Below are 18,637 nucleotides of genomic sequence, written 5' to 3'. Positions count from 1 at the left end.
TATGCGAGATCCCAATGACCGCGCAGGGAAGGAGAACACTCGCGCCGGCTGGCTGACCGGGCTGGGCGGGGCGGTGGCCCTTCTTTTGCTGCTGGCGGTGGGCTATGTAGGCTACCAGATCCTGCATCTGCTCAACCCGCCCAACACCTATGAGACGGTGCTGATGGCCACGGTGGAGGACAAGGTGGAGGCCGACGGTGTGCTGCTGTTCACCGAGACCGCCGTGCCGGGCAGCGGCGACATGGGGTACCTTGTGGAAGACGGGGCCCGGGTGTCGGCGGGGACGGTGGTGGCCGAGGTGTACACCAGCCACGAGCAGAGCGCCCTGCGCAGCGAACTGAACAGCCTGAACGAGCAGATCGACCTGCTGCACCGGGCCGAGAACGTGTCGTCCACCCAGGTGGATTCGATGATCCAGGAGCGCACCACCGCCCTGTACGATATGATGGACGCCGCCGACCGGGGCGCCTTTGGCGATATGGACGCCGGGCGGGAAAAATACCTGCTGGCCCAGAACAAGATCCTGGTGGTCACGGGGGAGGCGTCGGATTTTTCGGCGCAGATCACCGCCCTGCAGGCCCAGGCCGACCAGCTGCAGAGCCGGCTGGGGAGCCTGGTGCAGATCACGGCCCCCCTCACCGGCTATTTTGTCCGCAGCACCAGCACCCGCCAGCTGACCCAGTCCGCTGAGGCCGTGCTGGCCATGGACGCCCCCACCCTGAGAGCCTGGCTGGACGGCGGGGCGGATGTGCAGATGACCGGCGGCGCGGGAAAGATCGTCTCCGGCTTCAGCTGGACCTACTGCGGGGTGTGCACCGCCCAGCAGGCCCAGAAGCTGCTGCGGGCGGACGGCACCCCCCTGACGGGCACGGTCCAGATCCGGTTCCCCGGGCAGACCGACCGGGCCCTGGACGCAGAGGTGGAGGAAGTGACCATCGACGAGGCTTCGGGCCTGGCGCGGTTCGTGCTCAGCTGCGGCTCGGTCACCGGGGATGTGCTGCGCCTGGGCCAGGCCAGCGCCGAAGTGATCGTCAACACCACCACCGGCCTGCGGGTGCCCGCCCAGGCGGTCCACTATGTGCTGGAGACCCCGAAGGCGGAGTCCGGCCAGGCTTCTTCCCAGGCCGCCGCGGCTGAGGCGGGGGAGAACTACATCCCCGGCGTCTATGTCAAATTCGGCAACCTGGCCCGCTTCTGCCGCATCGACCCGGTGGACGACGACCACCCGCTGGTCACCGACGGGGACTATATCATCGTGCCTCCCAGAGGGACGACCGGCTCGGTCAGCCAGGTCCGGCTGTACGATCAGGTGATCGTGGAGGGACAAAATCTCTACGACGGCAAACTTTTGTCTTAGCTGTTATTGACATCCGGCACAAAAAAACAGATAATATAGAAAGCTATTCTTTTCTGTTTGGGCCCGGCGGACGGGCGCAAGGCAGTTTTCGTGGCAAACGGCATCTGTATGGCAGATGAAAGGAGCGGTATCGATGTCTTTTATGCAAAATATCAAAAAGGGACTTTTCGGTGAGGATGACGGCTACGATGAGCAGTACATCGACGACGGGCCCCAGATGGTGAACAACAACAGCAACAGCTTTGGAGCTGATTCCTACGAGGATGAGGGCAGCGACAGCACCGGCAAGAGCGGCAACCGGGTCGTCAACATCAACGCCACCACCCAGCTCAAGGTGGTGCTGGTCAAGCCCGAGCGCTTTGAGGATGCAAGCACCATCGCAGACCATCTGAACAACAAGCGTACGGTGGTGCTCAATCTGGAGTCCACCAACAAGGAGGTCTCCCGCCGTCTGGTGGATTTCCTGTCCGGCGTGGCTTATGCCAACAACGGCCAGATCAAGCGTGTGGCCAACAGCACCTTTATCATCACCCCCTACAACGTGGATATCATGGGCGATCTGCTGGACGAGCTGGAGAGCAATGGCGCGTTCTATTGATCCCGGCCAGGACGCGCCCCGCCAGGCGCGGGGGTTCATCCCGCCGCAGAACGACAAAGAGCGTTTTCTGATGCGGCACATCGAGGATCTGGCCCGCGCCGCCCAAAGCCGGGGCATCCCCCGGTATTCCTCTTTCCTCAGCGACAGGGAACAGGTGCTGGCCAAAGCCGCTCTGGCCAAAGCAGGCTGCACCTGCTGGCGGCTGGAAGGAGGCTATCCGGAGGCGGAGCGGCGCCTTGTGGCCATCGAGCCGGAGGACAGCTGGACCGACAGCCCGCTGGCCTGCGTCCGTCTGGACTGCAGAGCGGCCCCCGGCGCGGCCCTGCCCGCCCACAAGGATTATCTGGGCAGCCTGATGGGCCTGGCCCTGCGGCGGGAGGCTCTGGGGGACATCGTGCTGCCGGCACAGATGCCCGGCACCGCCTTCGTATTCGCTCTGGAGCCGGCGGCCCGCCTGATCTGCGAGGAGCTGTGCGGGGTGGGCCGGACCGAGGTCAGCTGTGCGGCCCTGGCGCTGGAACAGCTGCCGGACTTCGGCCAAAGCGAACGGGTGCTGCGCACGGCGGCTGTTTCTTCGCTGCGGCTGGATGCGGTGCTTGCGGCTATGCTGCATTGCAGCCGCGGGGCTGCGGCGGAACTGATCCAGGCGGGACGGGTGGAGATCAACCATCTGCCCACCGAAAGCACCCACGCCCCCGTCTTTGAGGGGGACATATTCACCATCCGGGGCAAGGGGCGCTTCGCCCTCACCGCCCTGCCGGGCAAGACCAGAAAAGACCGTCAGATCATCGAGTTTTTTCAGTATCAATGACATAGACAGGAGGAAATCAGCATGCTGACACCGCAGGACGTACACTCTGTCCAATTTGAAAAGAGCTTCCGCGGCTACCGGATCGAGGACGTGGACCGCTTCCTGGACAGGATCGAGGAGCAGCTCAAGAACAATGCCGATGAGATGGAGCGGCTGCAGCGGCAGCTGGACCAGCTGCAGGGCGAGAACCAGCGTCTGTCCAAGGAGACCGAGGACTACCGCGCCGACGGCGAGATCATGAAGTCCGCCCTCATCAACGCCCAGCGGATCGGTGAAAACGTCATCCGTGAGGCCAACCAGAAGGCGGAGGACATCATCCACAAGGCCAACCTGCGCAGCGACGACATCATCCGGGATGCCAACGACCTGCTGCAGAAGGCCACCGACCGCGCCGACGAGATCGTCCGCGAGGCCAGCGACCAGCGTCTGCTGGAGGAGCGGGAATACGAGCGCGTCCGCCTGGAGGTCACCCGCTTCAAGGCCGACGTGCTGAACCTCTACCGCAGCCATGTGGAATCCCTCAGCCGCCTGCCCGAATACACCCCCGACGCCCAGGCCGATGCGGCCGGCGACGCGGCCCAGACGGACGCCGCTGCCGGGGAAGAGGAGGAGGCCGGCGATGGCGCCGACAGCCAGCAGCCCGCCGGCGAGGATTTCTGGGACAAGGATGAGAGCGAACTGAAGAGCCCCGAGCAGAAGCAGCCCGCCGAGGTGGATTACTCCGCCTTCCAGGGCATCCAGTTCAGCAAGTAAACAACACAGCAGCGTTTGACCCGGCTGCCCGCACACAGCGGGCGGCCTTTGCCGGCGCGGCAGGCGCAGGGCGCCAAAAGCCCCCGCTGTTCCGCTGCGCCGGTCTTTTCCGTCCAACTGCGCCCGGTGTGCGCAGGAAGAAAGAATTTTGAGGAGTGTGGAACCAGTGCCTAAGACAAAATCCCAATACGACAGTACCCTGCATCTGCCCAAGACCCTGTTTGAAATGCGTGCCGGCCTGCCCAAGAAAGAGCCCGTCATGCTGGAGGACTGGAACAAGAACGACCTGTACAACCAGCTGATGAAGCATAACGAGGGCAAGCCCCGCTTTGTGCTGCACGACGGCCCTCCGTACGCCAACGGCAGCATCCATATGGGTACGGCGCTGAACAAGATCATCAAGGATATCATCATCCGCGAGAAGAACATGAACGGCTTCCAGGCCCCTTATGTGCCCGGCTTCGATACCCACGGCCTGCCCATCGAGCTGAAGGCCCTTTCCTCTCTGGGGGACAAGAAAAAGGACATCTCCAAGCTGGAACTGCGCCAGATCTGCGAGAAGTTTGCCACCGAGCACATCGGCATCATGAGCGATCAGTTCAAGCGCCTGGGCGTGATTGGCGATTTTGAGCATCCTTACCTCACCCTCAAGCCCGAGTTTGAGGCCCGCCAGATCGAGATCTTTGGCGAGATGGCCAAGAAGGGCTATATCTACAAGGGCCTCAAGCCGGTCTACTGGTGCCCCGAGTGCCGCACCGCCCTGGCCGAGGCCGAGATCGAGTACGGCGAGGACGACTGCGATTCCATCTTTGTGCGCTTCCACGTCACCCAGGACCCCAACGGCGTGCTGGCCAAGTATGGCATCCCCATGGACAAGACCTGGTTCGTGATCTGGACCACCACCACCTGGACCCTGCCCGCCAACGAGGCCATCTGCCTCAACGGCGCGCTGGAATATTCCTTTGTCAAGTTCGGCGGCGAGTACCACATCATGGCCACCGACCTGGTGGACAGCGTCATGAAGGCCTGCGGCATCACCGAGTATGAGGTGGTGGGCCAGCCTGTGCCGGGCTCGGAGTTTGAGCTGATGCGCTACCAGCACGTCTACCTGCCCAAAGAGGGCCTGGTGATCCTGGGCGACCATGTCACCCTGGAGAGCGGCTCCGGCTGTGTCCATACCGCCGGCGGCCACGGCGTGGACGACTTCAACGTCAGCCAGAAGTACAACGTGCCCATCACCGTCCCTGTGGACGACGGCGGCTATCTCACCGAGCTGGCAGGCAAGTATGCGGGCCAGAAGGTCTGGGCTTCCAACAAGACCATTCTGGCCGACCTGACCGCCAGCGGCGCCGTGCTGGGCCAGGTGCACATCAAGCACCAGTATCCCCACTGCTGGCGCTGCCACAACCCCATCATCTTCCGGGCCACCGAGCAGTGGTTCTGCTCCATCGACCGCTTCAAGGAAGACGTCTACCAGGCGGTGGACGGGGTGCAGTGGATGCCCGAATGGGGCCACGACCGGATGTACGGCATGGTGCGGGACCGCAGCGACTGGTGCATCAGCCGCCAGCGCACCTGGGGCGTGCCCATCCCTGCTTTCTACTGCAAGAAGTGCGGCAAGTACCACATCACCGACGCCACCATCAAGGCGGTCAGCGATCTGTTCCGCAAGGAGGGCTCGGACGCCTGGTACAAGTACAGCGCCGAGGAGATCATCCCCGCCGGAGAAGTGTGCGAGAACTGCGGCGGCACCGAGTGGACCAAGGACACCGATATCATGGACGTCTGGTTCGACTCCGGTTCCACCTGGAGCGCCGTGCTGGAGGAGCGGGACGAACTGCGCTACCCCGCCGACCTGTATATGGAGGGCGCCGATCAGTTCCGCGGATGGTTCCAGTCCAGCCTGCTGACCAGTGTGGCCAGCCGCGGCGGCGCCCCCTACAAGGCCGTGCTGTGCCACGGCTGGGTGGTGGACGAGCAGGGCAAGCAGATGCACAAGAGCGCCGGCAACGGCGTGGAGCCCGCCGAGATCATCAAAGACTACGGCGCCGATATCATCCGCCTGTGGGTGGCTTCCTCCGACTACACGGTGGACGTGCGCGCCGGCAAGAATATCTTCAAGCAGCTCAGCGAGGCCTACCGCAAGATCCGCAACACCGCCCGCTTCATCCTGGGCAACCTGGACGGCTTTGACCCCAACACCGATATGCTGCCCGACGACCAGCTGCAGGAGATCGACCGCTGGGCCCTGGCCGCTCTGGATGACCTGCTGAAGGAGACGGATGCAGGCTATGCGGCCTACAACTTCAACAAAGTCTACCATGCGGTGTACAACTTCTGCGTGGTGGCCATGTCCAACTTCTACCTGGATGTGACCAAGGACCGCCTGTACTGCACCAACGGTGCAGCCCGCCAGGCCGCCCAGACCGCCATGTACAAGATCCTGGTGGCCCTGGACAAGATCATCGCGCCCATCCTCTGCTTCACCAGCCAGGAGATCTGGGACTTCCTGCCCAAGGCCGAGGGGATGAACCGCTATGTGGTGTTCGAGGATATGCCCCACGCCGGCCAGTATGGCGCCGATGACGCCTTCAAGGCCAAGTGGGCCCAGCTGATTGCCGTCCGCGACGAGGTCAAGAAGGCTCTGGAGATCGCCCGCAACGACAAGAAGATCGGCGCCTCCCTGGAGGCCGCCGTCACCCTGTACTGCGACGGGGCGGTCTATGAGCTGCTGAACAGCGTGCCCATGGACGAGCTGGCCGACCTGATGATCGTCTCCCGCGTGGAGCTGGTCAAGGGCCAGGGCGGCGCAGCCAGCGCCATCGAGGGCCTGGGCATCGCGGCCCAGCACGCCGAGGGCGCCAAGTGTGAGCGCTGCTGGAAGTACACCGCCGACATCGGCACCCACCCGGCCCATCCCACCCTGTGCGCCCGCTGCGCCAGCGTCATCGAGGGCTGAGGAGCGTCTTTGCAGCAAAACTGAAAAGCGGCGTTCCCCCTGCAAGGGGAGCGCCGTTCTTTGCAAAATCAACTGTCAAGGCGGGGCGCTGGCCCCGGCCTTCCCACAGGAGTGACTGTATGTTTGTGTTCCTGAATCTGGTCTGCATCGCGGCCCTGGTGGGCATCGACCAGGCCATCAAACTCTGGGCTGTGCAGAACCTGCAGCCGGTGGGCACCATGCCCCTGATCCCCCATGTGGTGGAGCTGCATTTCGTCTACAACGAGGGGATGGCTTTCAGCCTGCTCAGCGGCCGGCAGGAGATCCTGATCGCGGCCACCAGCATCGGGATGCTGTTCATCGCCTGGTGGCTGTTCACCCACTGCCGCAACGATCAGCTCCAGCGCTGGGCCTGGGTGCTGGTGCTGGGCGGCGGCATCGGCAACCTGATCGACCGCATCGCCGCAGGCAAAGTGGTGGACTATATCAATTTGCTGTTCATGAACTTTGCGGTCTTCAACTTTGCGGATATCTGCGTCTGCGTGGGCATGGGGCTGTGGGTGCTGTCGGTGATCCTGGAGGAACGCCGCAGCGCTGCCCGGCAGCCCGGGGAGGACAAGTGATCCATGGAACAGCGTGAATTTGCCGTGGAGGCAGAGGACGCCGGCCAGCGGATCGACCGCTTTTTGGCAGGGGAGGACACCGGACTGTCCCGCAGCGCGCTGCAGGATCTGATCGCCGGGGGCCATGTGCTGGCCAACGGCCAGCCCGCGGCCAAAAACCGCAGGCTCAAGCCGGGGGACACCATCCTGGTGGAGATCCCCGACGCCGCCCCCATCGAGGCGGTGGCCCAGCAGATCCCGCTGGACATCGTCTATGAGGACCCGCACCTGCTGGTGGTCAACAAGCCTAAGGGGATGGTGGTCCACCCGGCCCCCGGCAACCCGGACGGCACCCTGGTCAACGCCCTGCTGTGGCATTGCCGGGGCAGCCTGTCGGGCATCGGCGGCGAGATCCGTCCCGGCATCGTCCACCGCATCGACAAGGATACCAGCGGACTGCTGGTGGTGGCCAAGGATGACGCCACCCACATCGGCCTGTCCCGCCAGATGGCGGAGCACAGCGTCCAGCGGACCTACCAGACGGTGGTGTATGGGGGCTTTGCCCAGGACCAGGGTTTTGTGGAGGGGGCCATCGGCCGCTCCAGGACCGACCGCAAAAAGATGGCGGCCTACCCGGTGGGGGAACCCCATGCCAAGTACGCCTATACCGGCTGGCGCGTGCTGGAGCGGATGGGTCCGTTCACTTTGCTGGAGTGCCGGCTCAAGACCGGCCGCACCCATCAGATCCGGGTGCATATGGCCTCCATCGGCCACCCGGTGGCAGGGGATCCGGTCTACGGCCCCCGCAGCTGCATTGCCAGCCTGCACGGCCAGTGCCTGCACGCCAAGACGCTGGGGTTCATCCACCCCATCACAGGGGAGCAGCTGTCCTTTGACAGCCCGCTGCCCGACTATTTCGTCCGTTTTCTGGACGCCGCAAGGAGGGGGCGCACATGAAACAAGGGCTGAGTTCCACCCTGGTCCTCTGCGATCTGGATGCGCTGATGCTGGGCCCTGACGGCAATATGCCGCAGGTGCTGCGGGACGTGCTGCAGCTGTTTGCCGCACGGGGCGGCCAGCTGACCGTCTTTTCCCAAAAGACCCCCAAGGCGGTGCGCACGCTGCTGGGCAGCGTCCCGCTGGCGGCCCCGGCCATGCTGTGCGGCGGCGCGCTGGTCTACAGCTTTGCTGCCGGCACGGGACAGCCCATGGGCAGCTTTGAGGCTCTGGGGGATCAGTTCCTCACCACCCTGCCCGCGATCTCGGGGGTGGGCATCGCTTTGCAGATGAAGGACGGCGCCACCCGGGTGCTGCGGATGAACCACGCGCTGGAGCGCCATCTGCGCCGGGAGTGGACCCCCTACCTGCTGACCAAGCCCGAGGGCGTGCGCAGCGCCGACGTGCTGCGGGTGCTGCTGTACCAGGACGCCCGGACCATCCCGGCCCTGCAGGCCTTTGAAAAGGCCCTGGAGGACACAGGGGCACCGGTGCGCCAGGAACGGCTTTCCATCGACTGCCTGGCTCTGACCCCCCACGCGGTCAGCATGGGGGCGGCTTTCAGCGCGGTGTGCGCCGCGGCCATGCTCTCCCCCCAGCAGGTGTCGGTGCTGGCCGGCAGCAACGCGATGGTGGAGCTGCTGGGGCTGGCAGGGCAGAGCGCGGCCGCCTTTGACGCCCCCGCCGAGGTGCGGCTGGCGGCAGGGCAGACCACCCTCTGCAGGGCCTTTGAAGGCGCTGCGGCGGAATATCTCTACCAGATGGTGCGGGACAGCGAGAGATAAGAGTAAAATTCCTGTAAAAAGTTCTCCGCACCCTGTGCGGAGGGCTTTCTTTTTTGGCGAGGATACAGTACAATGGTAAGGAAACATCTCGGCCCGGAACAGCGGAAGTTTTTCGCGGCCTCGCTGGGAGCGGCCGTTCTGGTCCTGGCGGCAGCCGTGTGGTATCAGGCGCCGCTGCTGCCGGATGCGGACGGTCCGGCCCGCCCTGCTTCTTCCTCCACCCTGTTGGAGGCGGCCCGCGTGGATCTGAACACGGCCGGCCTGCAGGAGCTGTGCACCCTGCCCGGCATCGGGCGGAAGACAGCCTGGGCCATCCTGGAGGACCGGCGGCTCAACGGCCCCTATGCCCAGGTCGAAGATGTGACGCGGGTGGATGGGATCACCCAGAATACCATTGGGGACTGGGGGCGGCTCGCCTATGTCAGCGGGCCGCCGGACAGGTCAGGAGAGGAATAAGGTTAAGGTTTATGAAGGAAGAAAGCATTTTTATCAACCGGGAGCTCAGCTGGCTGGACTTCAACCAGCGTGTGCTGGTGCTGGGCAAGGACAAGAACGTCCCTCTGGCGGAGCAGCTCAAGTTTCTGGCCATCTATGGCTCCAACCTGGACGAGTTTTTCATGGTCCGGGTGGGCTCTTTGCAGGAGCGGGCCAACCTGAAGGGCAAGAAGGAAAAGCCTGAAAACAAGACCAACATGACCCCGGAGGAGCAGCTGAACGCCATCATGCCCAAGACGGCGGAGCTGCAGATGGACTGCGACAAATATTACCACAAGGCCCTGGAGGCCCTGGCGGAGCACGGCTACCGCAAGGTCAACTTCGACAAGCTGACCAAGGAGGAGGAGCGCTTTTGGAAAAAATACTTCCAGAACGAGCTGTTCCCCATCCTCAGCCCCCAGATCGTGGACAACCGCCATCCCTTCCCGTTCCTGCGCAACAAGGAGATCTATCTGGGCGTACTGCTGAAGGATAAAAAGGCGGAGGAGATGAGCCTGGGCATCATCCCCATTTCCAGCCAGATGGAGCGGCTGTGCTTCCTCAAGCGGGATGGGGAGACCCTTTTCGCCCTCACCGAGGAGATGGTCTACCACTTTGTCAGCATGGTCTTTGCCAAAGAGAGCATCGTGGAAAAATGCCTGTTCCGGGTCACCCGCAACGCCGATATCGACGTGAAAGAGGGGATGATGGACCATGACATCGACTACCGCGAGATCATGACCGAGCTGCTCAAGCGCCGCCGCAAGCTGGCGGCGGTCCGCCTGCAGGTCACCCCGGCCCCTGCGCCGGAGATCATCAAGATGCTCTGCGCCCGGCTGGAACTGAACCACCGCCGCGTCTTTGAGCAGAAGAGCCCCCTGGACCTGAGCTTTTTCTACAAGCTGGACAGCCGCATCGAGAACGACGGCCACGCCGAGCTGTTCTATTCGCCGGCCCGGCCCATGCTGCCGCCCCTGCACTACAGCCTGACCAGCGAGGTGCAGAAACATGACGTGCTGCTGTATTATCCCTACCAGTCCATCCGGCCTTTCATCCTGATGCTCAAAAAGGCTGCCCGGGACCCGGAGGTCATCTCGATCAAGATGACCCTTTACCGCCTGGCGCGGGAGTCCCAAATCGTGCAGGCCCTGGTGGACGCCGCCGAAAACGGCAAGGAAGTGGTGGCCCTGGTGGAGCTGCGGGCCCGCTTTGACGAGCAGAACAACATCGACTGGTCCAAGCAGCTGGAAGAGGCGGGCTGTACGGTGGTCTACGGCTTTGAGGACTACAAGGTCCACTCCAAGCTGACCCTCATCACCCGCAAGAATGCCGAGGGCTATTCCTACATCACCCAGATCGGCACCGGCAACTACAACGAAAAGACCAGCGAGCTGTACACCGACCTGTCCTTCATCACCGCAGACCCCGACATCGGCGCCGAGGCGGCCGGTGTGTTCCAGAATCTGGCGGTGCAGAAGCTGACCGAGGAGACCGACCAGATGCTGGTGGCCCCCCTGCGCTTCAAGAGCGTGCTGCTGGACGAGATCGAGCGGGTGACCGAGGCCGCCCGCCTGGGCCGTCCCGCCTCCATGATCCTGAAGAACAACGCCATCAGCGACCGGGACATCATCCTCAAGCTGGAGGAAGCCAGCAAGGCCGGCGCCCGCATCGACATGATCGTCCGCGGCATCTGCTGTGTCCGGGCAGGGGTGCCCGGCAAGACCGAGAACCTGCACATCCGCAGCATCGTGGGCCGCTATCTGGAGCACGCCCGCATCTACAGCTTCTTTGACGGCCGCGAGACCCGCATCTATATCGCCTCGGGCGACTTCCTGACCCGCAACACCGAGTGCCGCGTGGAGGTGGGCGTCCGCATCAAAGACCCGGTGCTGGTGAAAAAGCTGACCGATATCCTGGAGATGCAGCTGGCCGACAATGTGAACGCCCGGGAGATGACCCCCGACGGCAGCTACCAGAAGGTCAAGCGCGCTCCCGGCGAACCCATCGTCAACAGCCAGATGGGGATGTACGAGCTGCTCAAGGACGACTGGACCGGCGGCCATCCGGTTGGCGCGCCCGCGCCTCAGCCGCGCCCCGCCGTGGAGGCCCGTCCCGCTCCTGCGGCCCCTGCGGTCCAGCCTGCCGCACAGGCCGCAGCCCAGCCGCAGCCTGCCCCGGCGCCGGTCCGGCCGGCTCCGGCGGTGCATGAGCCTGCGCCCATGGCACAGGAACCTGCCGCTCCCGCGCCCGCACCCAAAGAGGAGCCGAAGGCGGTGGAGGAGCGCCCGGTCCGGGGCGTTCTAGGCCGTCTGCGCCGCCTGCTGCGCAGCTGGCAATGACCCTGTCATAGATGCCCTGCCGCCCGCATACCATACCCGTAACAGGGCGTATCGGATGCGCCCCGGGAGAAGGGGGATGCGGGAGGTGCTGGCAAGAGGGGCCTTGAAACGAAACCGTTCCAGAACAAGAAAGGCAGCCCGTGCAGGGGCCGCCGTCCGCCGGAACAGGCGGCTGGCAGCCCTGGTGTGCGGGCTGCTCTGCTGCGCCGTCCTGGTTTTGCGGGCCTGTGCCCGCCAGGCCGCTCCCGAAGGGTGCAGCCTGTACTGTCCCGAGCCGGCCGGCCAGTGCGTGTTCCCCCTGGGGACAAGCAGCTGGCGGCTGTCCTCGGGATATGGCTGGCGGCAGGACCCTTTGGATGAAAAGAGGGATTTCCATACCGGGGCCGACCTGGCCTGTGCCGAGGGGACGCCGGTACTGGCTGCCATGGACGGTATCGTTCTGGCGGCCCGGCGCAGCGCCAGCTATGGCAACTGCATCCGCCTGGCCCACAAAGACGGCGTCGAGACCCTTTATGCTCATATGCAATATCTGTACGTCCGCCCCGGCCAGCTGGTGGAGGCGGGGCAGACGCTGGGCACGGCGGGACAGACGGGCCGGGCCACCGGTCCCCACCTGCACTTTGAGCTGCTGTACCGGGCTGTCCGCTGTGACCCTTCGGCCCTGCTGGGCCTGGACGGATGAGGCGGGGGCTGCTGTTTCCCCGGCGGGTGCAGGTAGGCCGTCTGGTCTTTCGGGACCCGCTGCCGGCCTGCGGCCTGCTGTATCTGCTGCTCTATTTCGACAGCAGCCAGTTCCTGCGGATCGGCCTGCTGGCAGCCTGCCTGCACGAATGTGGGCATATCCTGGCCTTTTGGACGCTGTTCCGCCGGCTGCCCGTCATTGAAGTGACGGTGACGGGTTTTTGTATGCAGACCCGGGGCTGTCGTATGAGGGCAGGGCAGCGGTTCTGTCTGGCCGCCGCCGGTCCTGCGGCCAACGCCCTGCTGGCGCTGCTGGCCTGGGCGCAGACCAGCCGGCAGTTCACGGCCTGGGGCGCGGCCTTTTGGGCGGCCAACGTGCTGACCGGCCTGTTCAACCTGCTGCCCATCCCGCCCCTGGATGGGGCCCAGATGCTGGCGGCCGTCCTGGAAAGACGCCGCACGGGCCGAAATGACAAATTGCATTCTCCCTTCAAATAGGGTACAATACAACCAACGACTATCAAACCGATTGTGGAGGAACCGATGATTGATCAGGAGCTGAAAAACGCGCTGTCCGACGTTATGGCCGGGCTCCCGCCTGAAAAGCTGACCTTCGCCTTTGACCCCAGGCTGAAGGAGGCCCTGAGCCATGTGCAGAAGCCGGGCCGCTACACCGGCGGCGAACCGGGCAGCGTCTACAAAGAAAAAGAAAAGATGGACGTCCGCTTTGCCTTCTGCTTCCCCGACACCTATGAGGTGGGGATGTCCTTTCTGGGGGAGAAGATCCTCTATGAGCTGCTCAACCAGCACGAGAACTGGTGGTGTGAGCGCGCCTTCATGCCCTGGCTGGACATGAAGGCCGAGATGGAGCGGCTGGGCCTGCCTCTGTACGCTCTGGAGAGCAAGGACCCCCTCACCGCCTTTGACGCGGTGGGGTTCACCCTGCAATACGAGCTGTCCTACACCAACATCCTGGCCATGCTGGATCTGGCGGGCATCCCTCTGTATGCCGCAGACCGGGACGAGCGGTGGCCGCTGATCGTGGCGGGAGGACCCTGCACCTGCAACGCCGAACCGCTGGCCGCCTTCTTTGACGTGATCCAGCTGGGGGAAGGGGAGCGGCAGCTTCCCTCCATCTGCGCCGCCATCGAGCAGGGCAAAAAGGAGGGCATCTCCAAACAGGAACTGCTGCTGCGGCTGGCCGGGATCCCCGGCGTCTACATCCCGGCTTTCTACGATGTGTCCTATGAGGAGGACGGCCGGGTCAGGGCCATCACCCCCAACCAGCCGGGGGTGCCCGCGGTGGTGACCAAGGCCATCATCCAGAACATGAACGATTTTGCACCCCCCACCAACTTTGTGGTGCCCATGGTGGGCGCCATCCAGGATCGGGCCAGCATCGAGGTGCTGCGGGGCTGTGTGCGGGGCTGCCGGTTCTGCCAGGCAGGCTTCCTCTACCGTCCCATGCGCCAGCGGGACGCCGGGCTGCTGGACAAGGCCGCACGCGACCTGTGCGCCAATACCGGCTATGAGGAGCTGAGCCTCTCCAGCCTGTCCACTTCGGACCACAGCCAGCTGGAAAAACTGCTGGACGACCTGAACAGCTGGGCCCCGCAGGAACACGTCAGCCTGTCGCTGCCTTCCCTGCGGATGGACAACTTCTCCGAGAGCCTGATCGAAAAGACCACCCGGGTGCGCAAGAGCGGCCTGACCTTTGCCGCCGAGGCGGGCACCCAGCGCCTGCGGGACGTCATCAACAAGAACGTCACCTGGGATGAGATCGAAAAGACCTGCCGCATCGCCTTTGAGGCGGGCTACACCTCGGTCAAGCTGTACTTCATGATGGGCCTGCCCACCGAGACCATGGCCGACATCGAGGGGATCGCCGAGACGGCCCAGAAGGTGGTGGACCTGTACTACCACACCCAGAACCACGCCAAGGGCAAGGGGGTGCAGGTGACAGTCAGCTGCGCCTGCTTTGTGCCCAAGCCCCACACGCCCTTCCAGTTTGTGCCCATGGATACCGCCGAGACGCTGGCGGCCAAGCAGAAGCACCTGCTGGAGAGCGTCCGCAGCCGCAAGATCAAGGTCAACTACCACGACAGCAAGACCAGCTTCCTGGAAGGGGTGTTCGCCAAGGGGGACCGCCGGCTGGCCCCCGCCCTGGTGGAAGCCTACCGCCGCGGCTGCTGCTTTGACGGCTGGGAGGAGTGCTTCCGGTACGACACCTGGATGCAGACTTTTGCGGATCTGGGCATCGATCCCCATTTCTACTGCAACCGGGCCATCGACCTGGACGAAGTGACCCCGTGGTCCCATATGGATTACGGCATCACCCATGAATACCTGGTGCGGGAGTACAAGAAGGCACTGGCTGCCCAGACCACCCCGCCCTGCAACCGCGCCTGCAGCGGATGCGGCGCAAACCGTCTGTTGGGAGGGCCTTGCTTTGATTACAGTGCGGATCTGGTTTGAAAAACGGAACGAAGCTTCTTATATCTCCCTGCTGGACCTGCAGCGGGTGATGCAGCGGGTGCTCAAGCGCAGCGGGCTGCCGGTATGGCATACGTTGGGTTTCAACCCCCACATCTATATGACCTTTACCTGTCCGCTGTCCCTGGGGCAGGAGAGCCTGTGTGAGAGCGTGGACGTCAAGACCGAGGCAACGGACCCGGATTTTGCCCAGTGGCAGGACAGGCTGAACGCCATCATGCCGTCCGGCATCCGGGTGTTCCGGGTGGAGCCCGCCAAAGACAAGGCCAGCGCCATCGCCTATGCCTGCTATGCCATCCGCTATCCGGCCCGGGCGCTGCCCCAGCTGGAAAGCTACAACAGCCTGCCGGCTGCCGCCGTGCAGAAAAAGAGCAAGCGCGGCGCAAAGGAGATCGACCTGAAAGCCTATATCCCGGCGCTGGACTGCCGTGTGGAAGGGGATAGGGTCTGTTTTGAAGTGTGCCTGCCCGCCGCCCAGGAGCTGAACCTCAACCCGTCCCTGCTGGCCGGTTTCCTGGAAGAGCGGTTCGGCCTGCCTGCGGCCTCGGCTTCCATCCTGCGCACCGCGCTGCTGAAGGAGGACAAGACCCCCTTCTGCTGAGACGGAAAAATTTCCCCCTGTTTTTTGGGCAAAACGCTTGCTTTCAGCGGGGGTTTGTGCTATCATAGTATGGCGTTAGTGTCCGCTGAGACCACAGCGGGGTTAATGACAAACAATCATTAAACGGGCGGTCCTCTGACGGCTGGAAGTTTGCCGTGTATGAACGTCTAAAACAAATGGAGGATCAACAAATGGACGCACTGAAGATTATTTCCGAGGGCAGCATCAAGGCTGAGCGCCCCCAGTTCAACGTTGGCGACACCGTCCGGGTGGACGTCCGCATCAAGGAAGGCGAGCGTGAGCGTATCCAGGCCTTTGAGGGCACTGTCATTGCCAAGAAGCATGGCGGCGTCGCTGAGACCTTTACCGTCCGCCGCATCGCCTACGGCGTGGGCATCGAGCGTGTCTTCCCCATCAACAGCCCCTTCGTGGAGAAGGTCACTGTTGTGCGCAAGGGCAAGGTCCGCCGTGCAAAGCTGTACTACCTGCGCGGCCGCACCGGCAAAGCTGCCAAGGTCAAGAGCGATATCTGATCATCCGCAGCCTGTGGTTCAGGCTGTCCGCAAGGGAAAAGGGGCACTTGTTGTCCCTTTTTTCTTTATCCTTTCACACATACGCCTTTTCTGGAGGCGGCGTGTGTGGTACAATACAACAGGAAACGGAACAGAATGCGGGGTGGCATGGATGGCAAAGACAAAACCCGGCGCGGAAGAAGCTCCCGGGCAGGCCGTGATCGAGTGGTACGAGGCTTTGGTCTCGGCGCTGGTGGTGATGGTGCTGCTGTTCTCCTTCTTTTTCCGCATCATCCAGGTGGACGGCGGCTCGATGAACCCCACCCTCTGGGATGGGGATAAGCTGGTGGTCTGGGGGGCGGGCTATACCCCCCAGCAGGGAGATGTAGTGATCGTGGACGATTACACCTCCTATGGCAGGCCGCTGGTCAAGCGGATCATCGCCAAAGGCGGAGACACCATCTCGATCGACTACACCGCCGGCACCGTCACCGTCAACGGCCAGCTGCTGCAGGAGGATTACATCGCGGAACCCACCTATTTGGGCTACGATGTGGAATTTCCCTATACCGTGCCCGAAGGGCAGCTGTTTTTGATGGGGGACAACCGCAATGCTTCACTGGACAGCCGGTCTTCCAGCATCGGCTGCATTGCGGAAGAGGATATCCTGGGCAAAGTGCTGTTCTGCTTTTTGCCCCTGGAGGACGCAGGAGTGGTCAAGTGAAAAACGAAGAACTGCAATTTTCCAATCAATACAACATCCAGTGGTTTCCGGGGCATATGGCCCGGACCCTGCGGGTGATGGAACAGGAGATCCAGCATGTGGACGCCAGCCTGATCTTGCTGGACGCCCGCATCCCCCTGTCCAGCCTTAACCCGGAGATCGAGCGGATCACCGCCCGCAAGCCCCGGCTCTATGCCCTGAACAAGGCCGACCTGGCCGACCCGGCCGTCACCGAGGAGTGGATCCGCTATTTCCGCGCCGCCGATGCTGGATGCGTGGCCATCAACGCCAAGAGCAAGGGCGGGACCGCGGCGGTCCGCTCGGCCATCGAAAAGGAACTGTCCGGCCTTCTGGCCCGCCGTCAGGCCCGCGGCATGGGAGGCGCCAAGACCCAGATCATGCTGTGCGGCATCCCCAACGTGGGCAAATCCACCTTTATCAATACCTTTGCAGGGTCGGCCCGGGCCAAGGCAGCCGACCGCCCCGGCGTGACCAAGGGCAAGCAGTGGGTCTCGACCGAGAAGTTCGACCTGCTGGATATGCCCGGCGTGCTGTGGAAGAAATTCGATTCCAAGGCCATTGCCTCCAACCTCGCTTTCATCGGCTCCATCAAGGATGACATCCTGGATGTGGAGGAGCTGGCCATGAACCTGCTGGATGAGGTGCGCCGTTACTATCCCGACCTGGTGGCCAGCCGCTACAAGCTGGACCAGGAGGCTCTGGCCCTGCCCCCCTACGACCTGCTGACCGCCATCGGCCGCCGGCGCGGCCTGCTGGTGCGAGGCGGCGAGGTGGATACCGAGCGGTGCGCCGTCATGCTGGTGGATGAGTTCCGGGCCTGCAAGTGGGGCCGGATCACGCTGGAGCGCCCGCCCCGCCGGGAAGACCCCGCAGAAGGGGAGGACCAGGGATGAAGCGCCGCACAGACGAGGAGATCTCCCGTCCGCTGTACGAGTACGACAGCGCAGTGCGGGCCGAAAAGGGCTGCTTTGCAGGTGTGGACGAGGCGGGCCGGGGCCCTCTGTGCGGGCCGGTCTGCGTGGCCGCCTGCATCCTGGACCCGCAGGACCCGGTGTGGGGGATCAACGACTCCAAAAAGCTGACCGAGAAAAAACGGGAGGCTCTTTTTGAGGAGATCTGCCGGAAGGCTCTGGCTTACAGCATCGTTTTTGTGGGACCGGAGGTCATCGACCGGGACAACATCCTCAAGGCTACCCTGGGCGGGATGCGGCAGGCTGTGGAGCAGCTGGACATCGTGCCCAACCTGGTGCTGGTGGACGGCAACCGCTGCCCCGAAGGGTTGGCCATGCCCGCGCAGCCTGTGGTCAAAGGGGATGCCACCAGCGCCAGCATCGGCGCGGCGTCCATCCTGGCCAAGGTCAGCCGGGACCGCTATATGGCCGAGCTGGACCGCCAATATCCCCAGTACCAGCTGGCCAAACACAAGGGCTATCCCACCAAACTCCACTATGAGCTGATCGCCCGGTACGGCATCCAGCCTTTTTACCGCCGCAGCTTTTTGAAAAAGCAGGGCTATTGGCCGGAGGACAAGTGATGGACCGGGCCGAAACGGGCCGCCGGGGCGAGCGGGCCGCAGCCCGCTATTACATCCAACAGGGCTGTACCCTGCTGGCCCACAACTATGCCATCCGGCAGGGGGAACTGGATCTGGTGCTCAAAGACCCGGAGGGCACCATCATCGTCTGCGAGGTCAAGACCCGCACCGACCCCCAGGCGGTCTGCCGGCCCGCCCAGTCGGTGACCAAAGCCAAGCAGCGGCGGATCATCCGGACGGCTGCCTTCTATCTGCAGCAGACCGGCCAGAGCGAATGCCTGGTCCGGTTCGATGTGGCTGAGGTGACCCCTCTGCCAGGGGGGCGCTGGATGGTACATATTATAAAACGCGCATTTGAAGCCAGATGACCCAGGCGCTATCCACCGGATACGCCCCAGGAGCGAAAAGGAGCGATTGA

General features: G+C 63.6%; 19 protein-coding genes. All 19 read left to right on the top strand.

The features are described from left to right. Position 1: 1 nt before the first annotated feature. The 19 genes from B5E66_RS03550 to B5E66_RS03460 all read left to right on the top strand — a co-directional run bounded on the left by B5E66_RS03550 (position 2) and on the right by B5E66_RS03460 (position 18,587). Entirely contained in the window at positions 2 to 1,357 is a 1,356-nt protein-coding gene (locus tag B5E66_RS03550; RefSeq protein ID WP_087228717.1) for an HlyD family efflux transporter periplasmic adaptor subunit, read from the top strand. Positions 1,358 to 1,490: 133 nt separating this feature from the next. Beyond that, complete coding sequence (locus B5E66_RS03545) at positions 1,491 to 1,955, top strand: cell division protein SepF (RefSeq protein ID WP_087228715.1); 465 nt, start codon at positions 1,491 to 1,493, stop codon at positions 1,953 to 1,955. Beyond that, a complete protein-coding gene (locus B5E66_RS03540; RefSeq protein WP_087228713.1) occupies positions 1,939 to 2,766 on the top strand; it encodes a YlmH/Sll1252 family protein in 828 nt (275 codons plus the stop codon). Before B5E66_RS03545 ends, B5E66_RS03540 begins: the two co-directional genes overlap by 17 nt. A 21-nt stretch (positions 2,767 to 2,787) precedes the next feature. Beyond that, a complete protein-coding gene (locus tag B5E66_RS03535) occupies positions 2,788 to 3,519 on the top strand; it encodes a DivIVA domain-containing protein (RefSeq protein WP_087228711.1) in 732 nt (243 codons plus the stop codon). 166 nt (positions 3,520 to 3,685) lie between these two features. Then, complete coding sequence (gene ileS, locus B5E66_RS03530) at positions 3,686 to 6,478, top strand: isoleucine--tRNA ligase (RefSeq protein WP_087228709.1); 2,793 nt, start codon at positions 3,686 to 3,688, stop codon at positions 6,476 to 6,478. 119 nt (positions 6,479 to 6,597) lie between these two features. Then, positions 6,598 to 7,080, top strand: a complete 483-nt coding sequence (lspA, locus tag B5E66_RS03525; RefSeq protein WP_087228707.1) for a signal peptidase II — start codon at positions 6,598 to 6,600, stop codon at positions 7,078 to 7,080. Between the two features lie 3 nt (positions 7,081 to 7,083). After that, on the top strand, positions 7,084 to 8,016 hold the full coding sequence (locus B5E66_RS03520; protein WP_087228705.1) for an RluA family pseudouridine synthase: 933 nt from the start codon (positions 7,084 to 7,086) through the stop codon (positions 8,014 to 8,016). After that, entirely contained in the window at positions 8,013 to 8,840 is an 828-nt protein-coding gene (locus tag B5E66_RS03515) for a haloacid dehalogenase (RefSeq protein WP_087228703.1), read from the top strand. Before B5E66_RS03520 ends, B5E66_RS03515 begins: the two co-directional genes overlap by 4 nt. A gap of 72 nt (positions 8,841 to 8,912) precedes the next feature. Continuing rightward, positions 8,913 to 9,296: a ComEA family DNA-binding protein gene (locus B5E66_RS03510; RefSeq protein WP_087228701.1), complete on the top strand. Its 384-nt coding sequence runs from the start codon at positions 8,913 to 8,915 to the stop codon at positions 9,294 to 9,296. Between the two features lie 11 nt (positions 9,297 to 9,307). After that, positions 9,308 to 11,653 carry a polyphosphate kinase 1 gene (gene ppk1, locus B5E66_RS03505; RefSeq protein WP_087228699.1) on the top strand — a complete coding sequence of 782 codons (2,346 nt, stop codon included), beginning with the start codon at positions 9,308 to 9,310 and terminating at the stop codon, positions 11,651 to 11,653. A gap of 103 nt (positions 11,654 to 11,756) precedes the next feature. After that, positions 11,757 to 12,335: a M23 family metallopeptidase gene (locus tag B5E66_RS03500; protein WP_242958070.1), complete on the top strand. Its 579-nt coding sequence runs from the start codon at positions 11,757 to 11,759 to the stop codon at positions 12,333 to 12,335. Beyond that, positions 12,332 to 12,832 (top strand): M50 family metallopeptidase, encoded by a 501-nt coding sequence (locus tag B5E66_RS03495; RefSeq protein WP_087228695.1) that lies wholly within the window; start codon positions 12,332 to 12,334, stop codon positions 12,830 to 12,832. Before B5E66_RS03500 ends, B5E66_RS03495 begins: the two co-directional genes overlap by 4 nt. 84 nt (positions 12,833 to 12,916) lie before the next feature. Continuing rightward, entirely contained in the window at positions 12,917 to 14,809 is a 1,893-nt protein-coding gene (locus B5E66_RS03490) for a TIGR03960 family B12-binding radical SAM protein (protein ID WP_087228827.1), read from the top strand. Beyond that, complete coding sequence (locus B5E66_RS03485; protein ID WP_242958075.1) at positions 14,793 to 15,428, top strand: TIGR03936 family radical SAM-associated protein; 636 nt, start codon at positions 14,793 to 14,795, stop codon at positions 15,426 to 15,428. The genes B5E66_RS03490 and B5E66_RS03485 overlap by 17 nt, the downstream gene beginning before the upstream one ends. A gap of 191 nt (positions 15,429 to 15,619) precedes the next feature. Continuing rightward, positions 15,620 to 15,961 carry a 50S ribosomal protein L19 gene (rplS, locus tag B5E66_RS03480; protein WP_087228691.1) on the top strand — a complete coding sequence of 114 codons (342 nt, stop codon included), beginning with the start codon at positions 15,620 to 15,622 and terminating at the stop codon, positions 15,959 to 15,961. A 151-nt stretch (positions 15,962 to 16,112) separates the two neighbouring features. Next, a complete protein-coding gene (gene lepB / locus B5E66_RS03475) occupies positions 16,113 to 16,664 on the top strand; it encodes a signal peptidase I (protein ID WP_087228689.1) in 552 nt (183 codons plus the stop codon). Further along, positions 16,661 to 17,578 carry a ribosome biogenesis GTPase YlqF gene (gene ylqF, locus B5E66_RS03470; RefSeq protein WP_087228687.1) on the top strand — a complete coding sequence of 306 codons (918 nt, stop codon included), beginning with the start codon at positions 16,661 to 16,663 and terminating at the stop codon, positions 17,576 to 17,578. Before lepB ends, ylqF begins: the two co-directional genes overlap by 4 nt. Then, the gene (locus tag B5E66_RS03465; RefSeq protein ID WP_087228685.1) at positions 17,575 to 18,219 is read left to right on the top strand and encodes a ribonuclease HII; all 645 of its coding nucleotides are present in this window, start codon (positions 17,575 to 17,577) and stop codon (positions 18,217 to 18,219) included. The genes ylqF and B5E66_RS03465 overlap by 4 nt, the downstream gene beginning before the upstream one ends. Then, entirely contained in the window at positions 18,219 to 18,587 is a 369-nt protein-coding gene (locus B5E66_RS03460) for a YraN family protein (RefSeq protein ID WP_087228683.1), read from the top strand. Before B5E66_RS03465 ends, B5E66_RS03460 begins: the two co-directional genes overlap by 1 nt. The last annotated feature ends 50 nt before the right edge of the window (positions 18,588 to 18,637 follow it).

Origin of the sequence: Faecalibacterium sp. An121, from assembly GCF_002160915.1 — a bacterium.
In the GTDB taxonomy this organism is placed as follows: Bacteria; Bacillota; Clostridia; order Oscillospirales; family Ruminococcaceae; genus Faecalibacterium; species Faecalibacterium avium.
Note: the sequence above shows the minus strand (reverse complement) of the source record. Positions and strands in the feature narration are given on the sequence as shown.

Coding starts and splice junctions, on each gene's coding strand:
- B5E66_RS03550 (WP_087228717.1), top strand. CDS start 2: ATGCGAGATCCCAATGACCGCGCAGGGAAGGAGAACACTCGCGCCGGC.
- B5E66_RS03545 (WP_087228715.1), top strand. CDS start 1,491: ATGTCTTTTATGCAAAATATCAAAAAGGGACTTTTCGGTGAGGATGAC.
- B5E66_RS03540 (WP_087228713.1), top strand. CDS start 1,939: ATGGCGCGTTCTATTGATCCCGGCCAGGACGCGCCCCGCCAGGCGCGG.
- B5E66_RS03535 (WP_087228711.1), top strand. CDS start 2,788: ATGCTGACACCGCAGGACGTACACTCTGTCCAATTTGAAAAGAGCTTC.
- lspA (WP_087228707.1), top strand. CDS start 6,598: ATGTTTGTGTTCCTGAATCTGGTCTGCATCGCGGCCCTGGTGGGCATC.
- B5E66_RS03520 (WP_087228705.1), top strand. CDS start 7,084: ATGGAACAGCGTGAATTTGCCGTGGAGGCAGAGGACGCCGGCCAGCGG.
- B5E66_RS03515 (WP_087228703.1), top strand. CDS start 8,013: ATGAAACAAGGGCTGAGTTCCACCCTGGTCCTCTGCGATCTGGATGCG.
- B5E66_RS03510 (WP_087228701.1), top strand. CDS start 8,913: ATGGTAAGGAAACATCTCGGCCCGGAACAGCGGAAGTTTTTCGCGGCC.
- ppk1 (WP_087228699.1), top strand. CDS start 9,308: ATGAAGGAAGAAAGCATTTTTATCAACCGGGAGCTCAGCTGGCTGGAC.
- B5E66_RS03495 (WP_087228695.1), top strand. CDS start 12,332: ATGAGGCGGGGGCTGCTGTTTCCCCGGCGGGTGCAGGTAGGCCGTCTG.
- B5E66_RS03490 (WP_087228827.1), top strand. CDS start 12,917: ATGGCCGGGCTCCCGCCTGAAAAGCTGACCTTCGCCTTTGACCCCAGG.
- rplS (WP_087228691.1), top strand. CDS start 15,620: ATGGACGCACTGAAGATTATTTCCGAGGGCAGCATCAAGGCTGAGCGC.
- lepB (WP_087228689.1), top strand. CDS start 16,113: ATGGCAAAGACAAAACCCGGCGCGGAAGAAGCTCCCGGGCAGGCCGTG.
- B5E66_RS03465 (WP_087228685.1), top strand. CDS start 17,575: ATGAAGCGCCGCACAGACGAGGAGATCTCCCGTCCGCTGTACGAGTAC.
- B5E66_RS03460 (WP_087228683.1), top strand. CDS start 18,219: ATGGACCGGGCCGAAACGGGCCGCCGGGGCGAGCGGGCCGCAGCCCGC.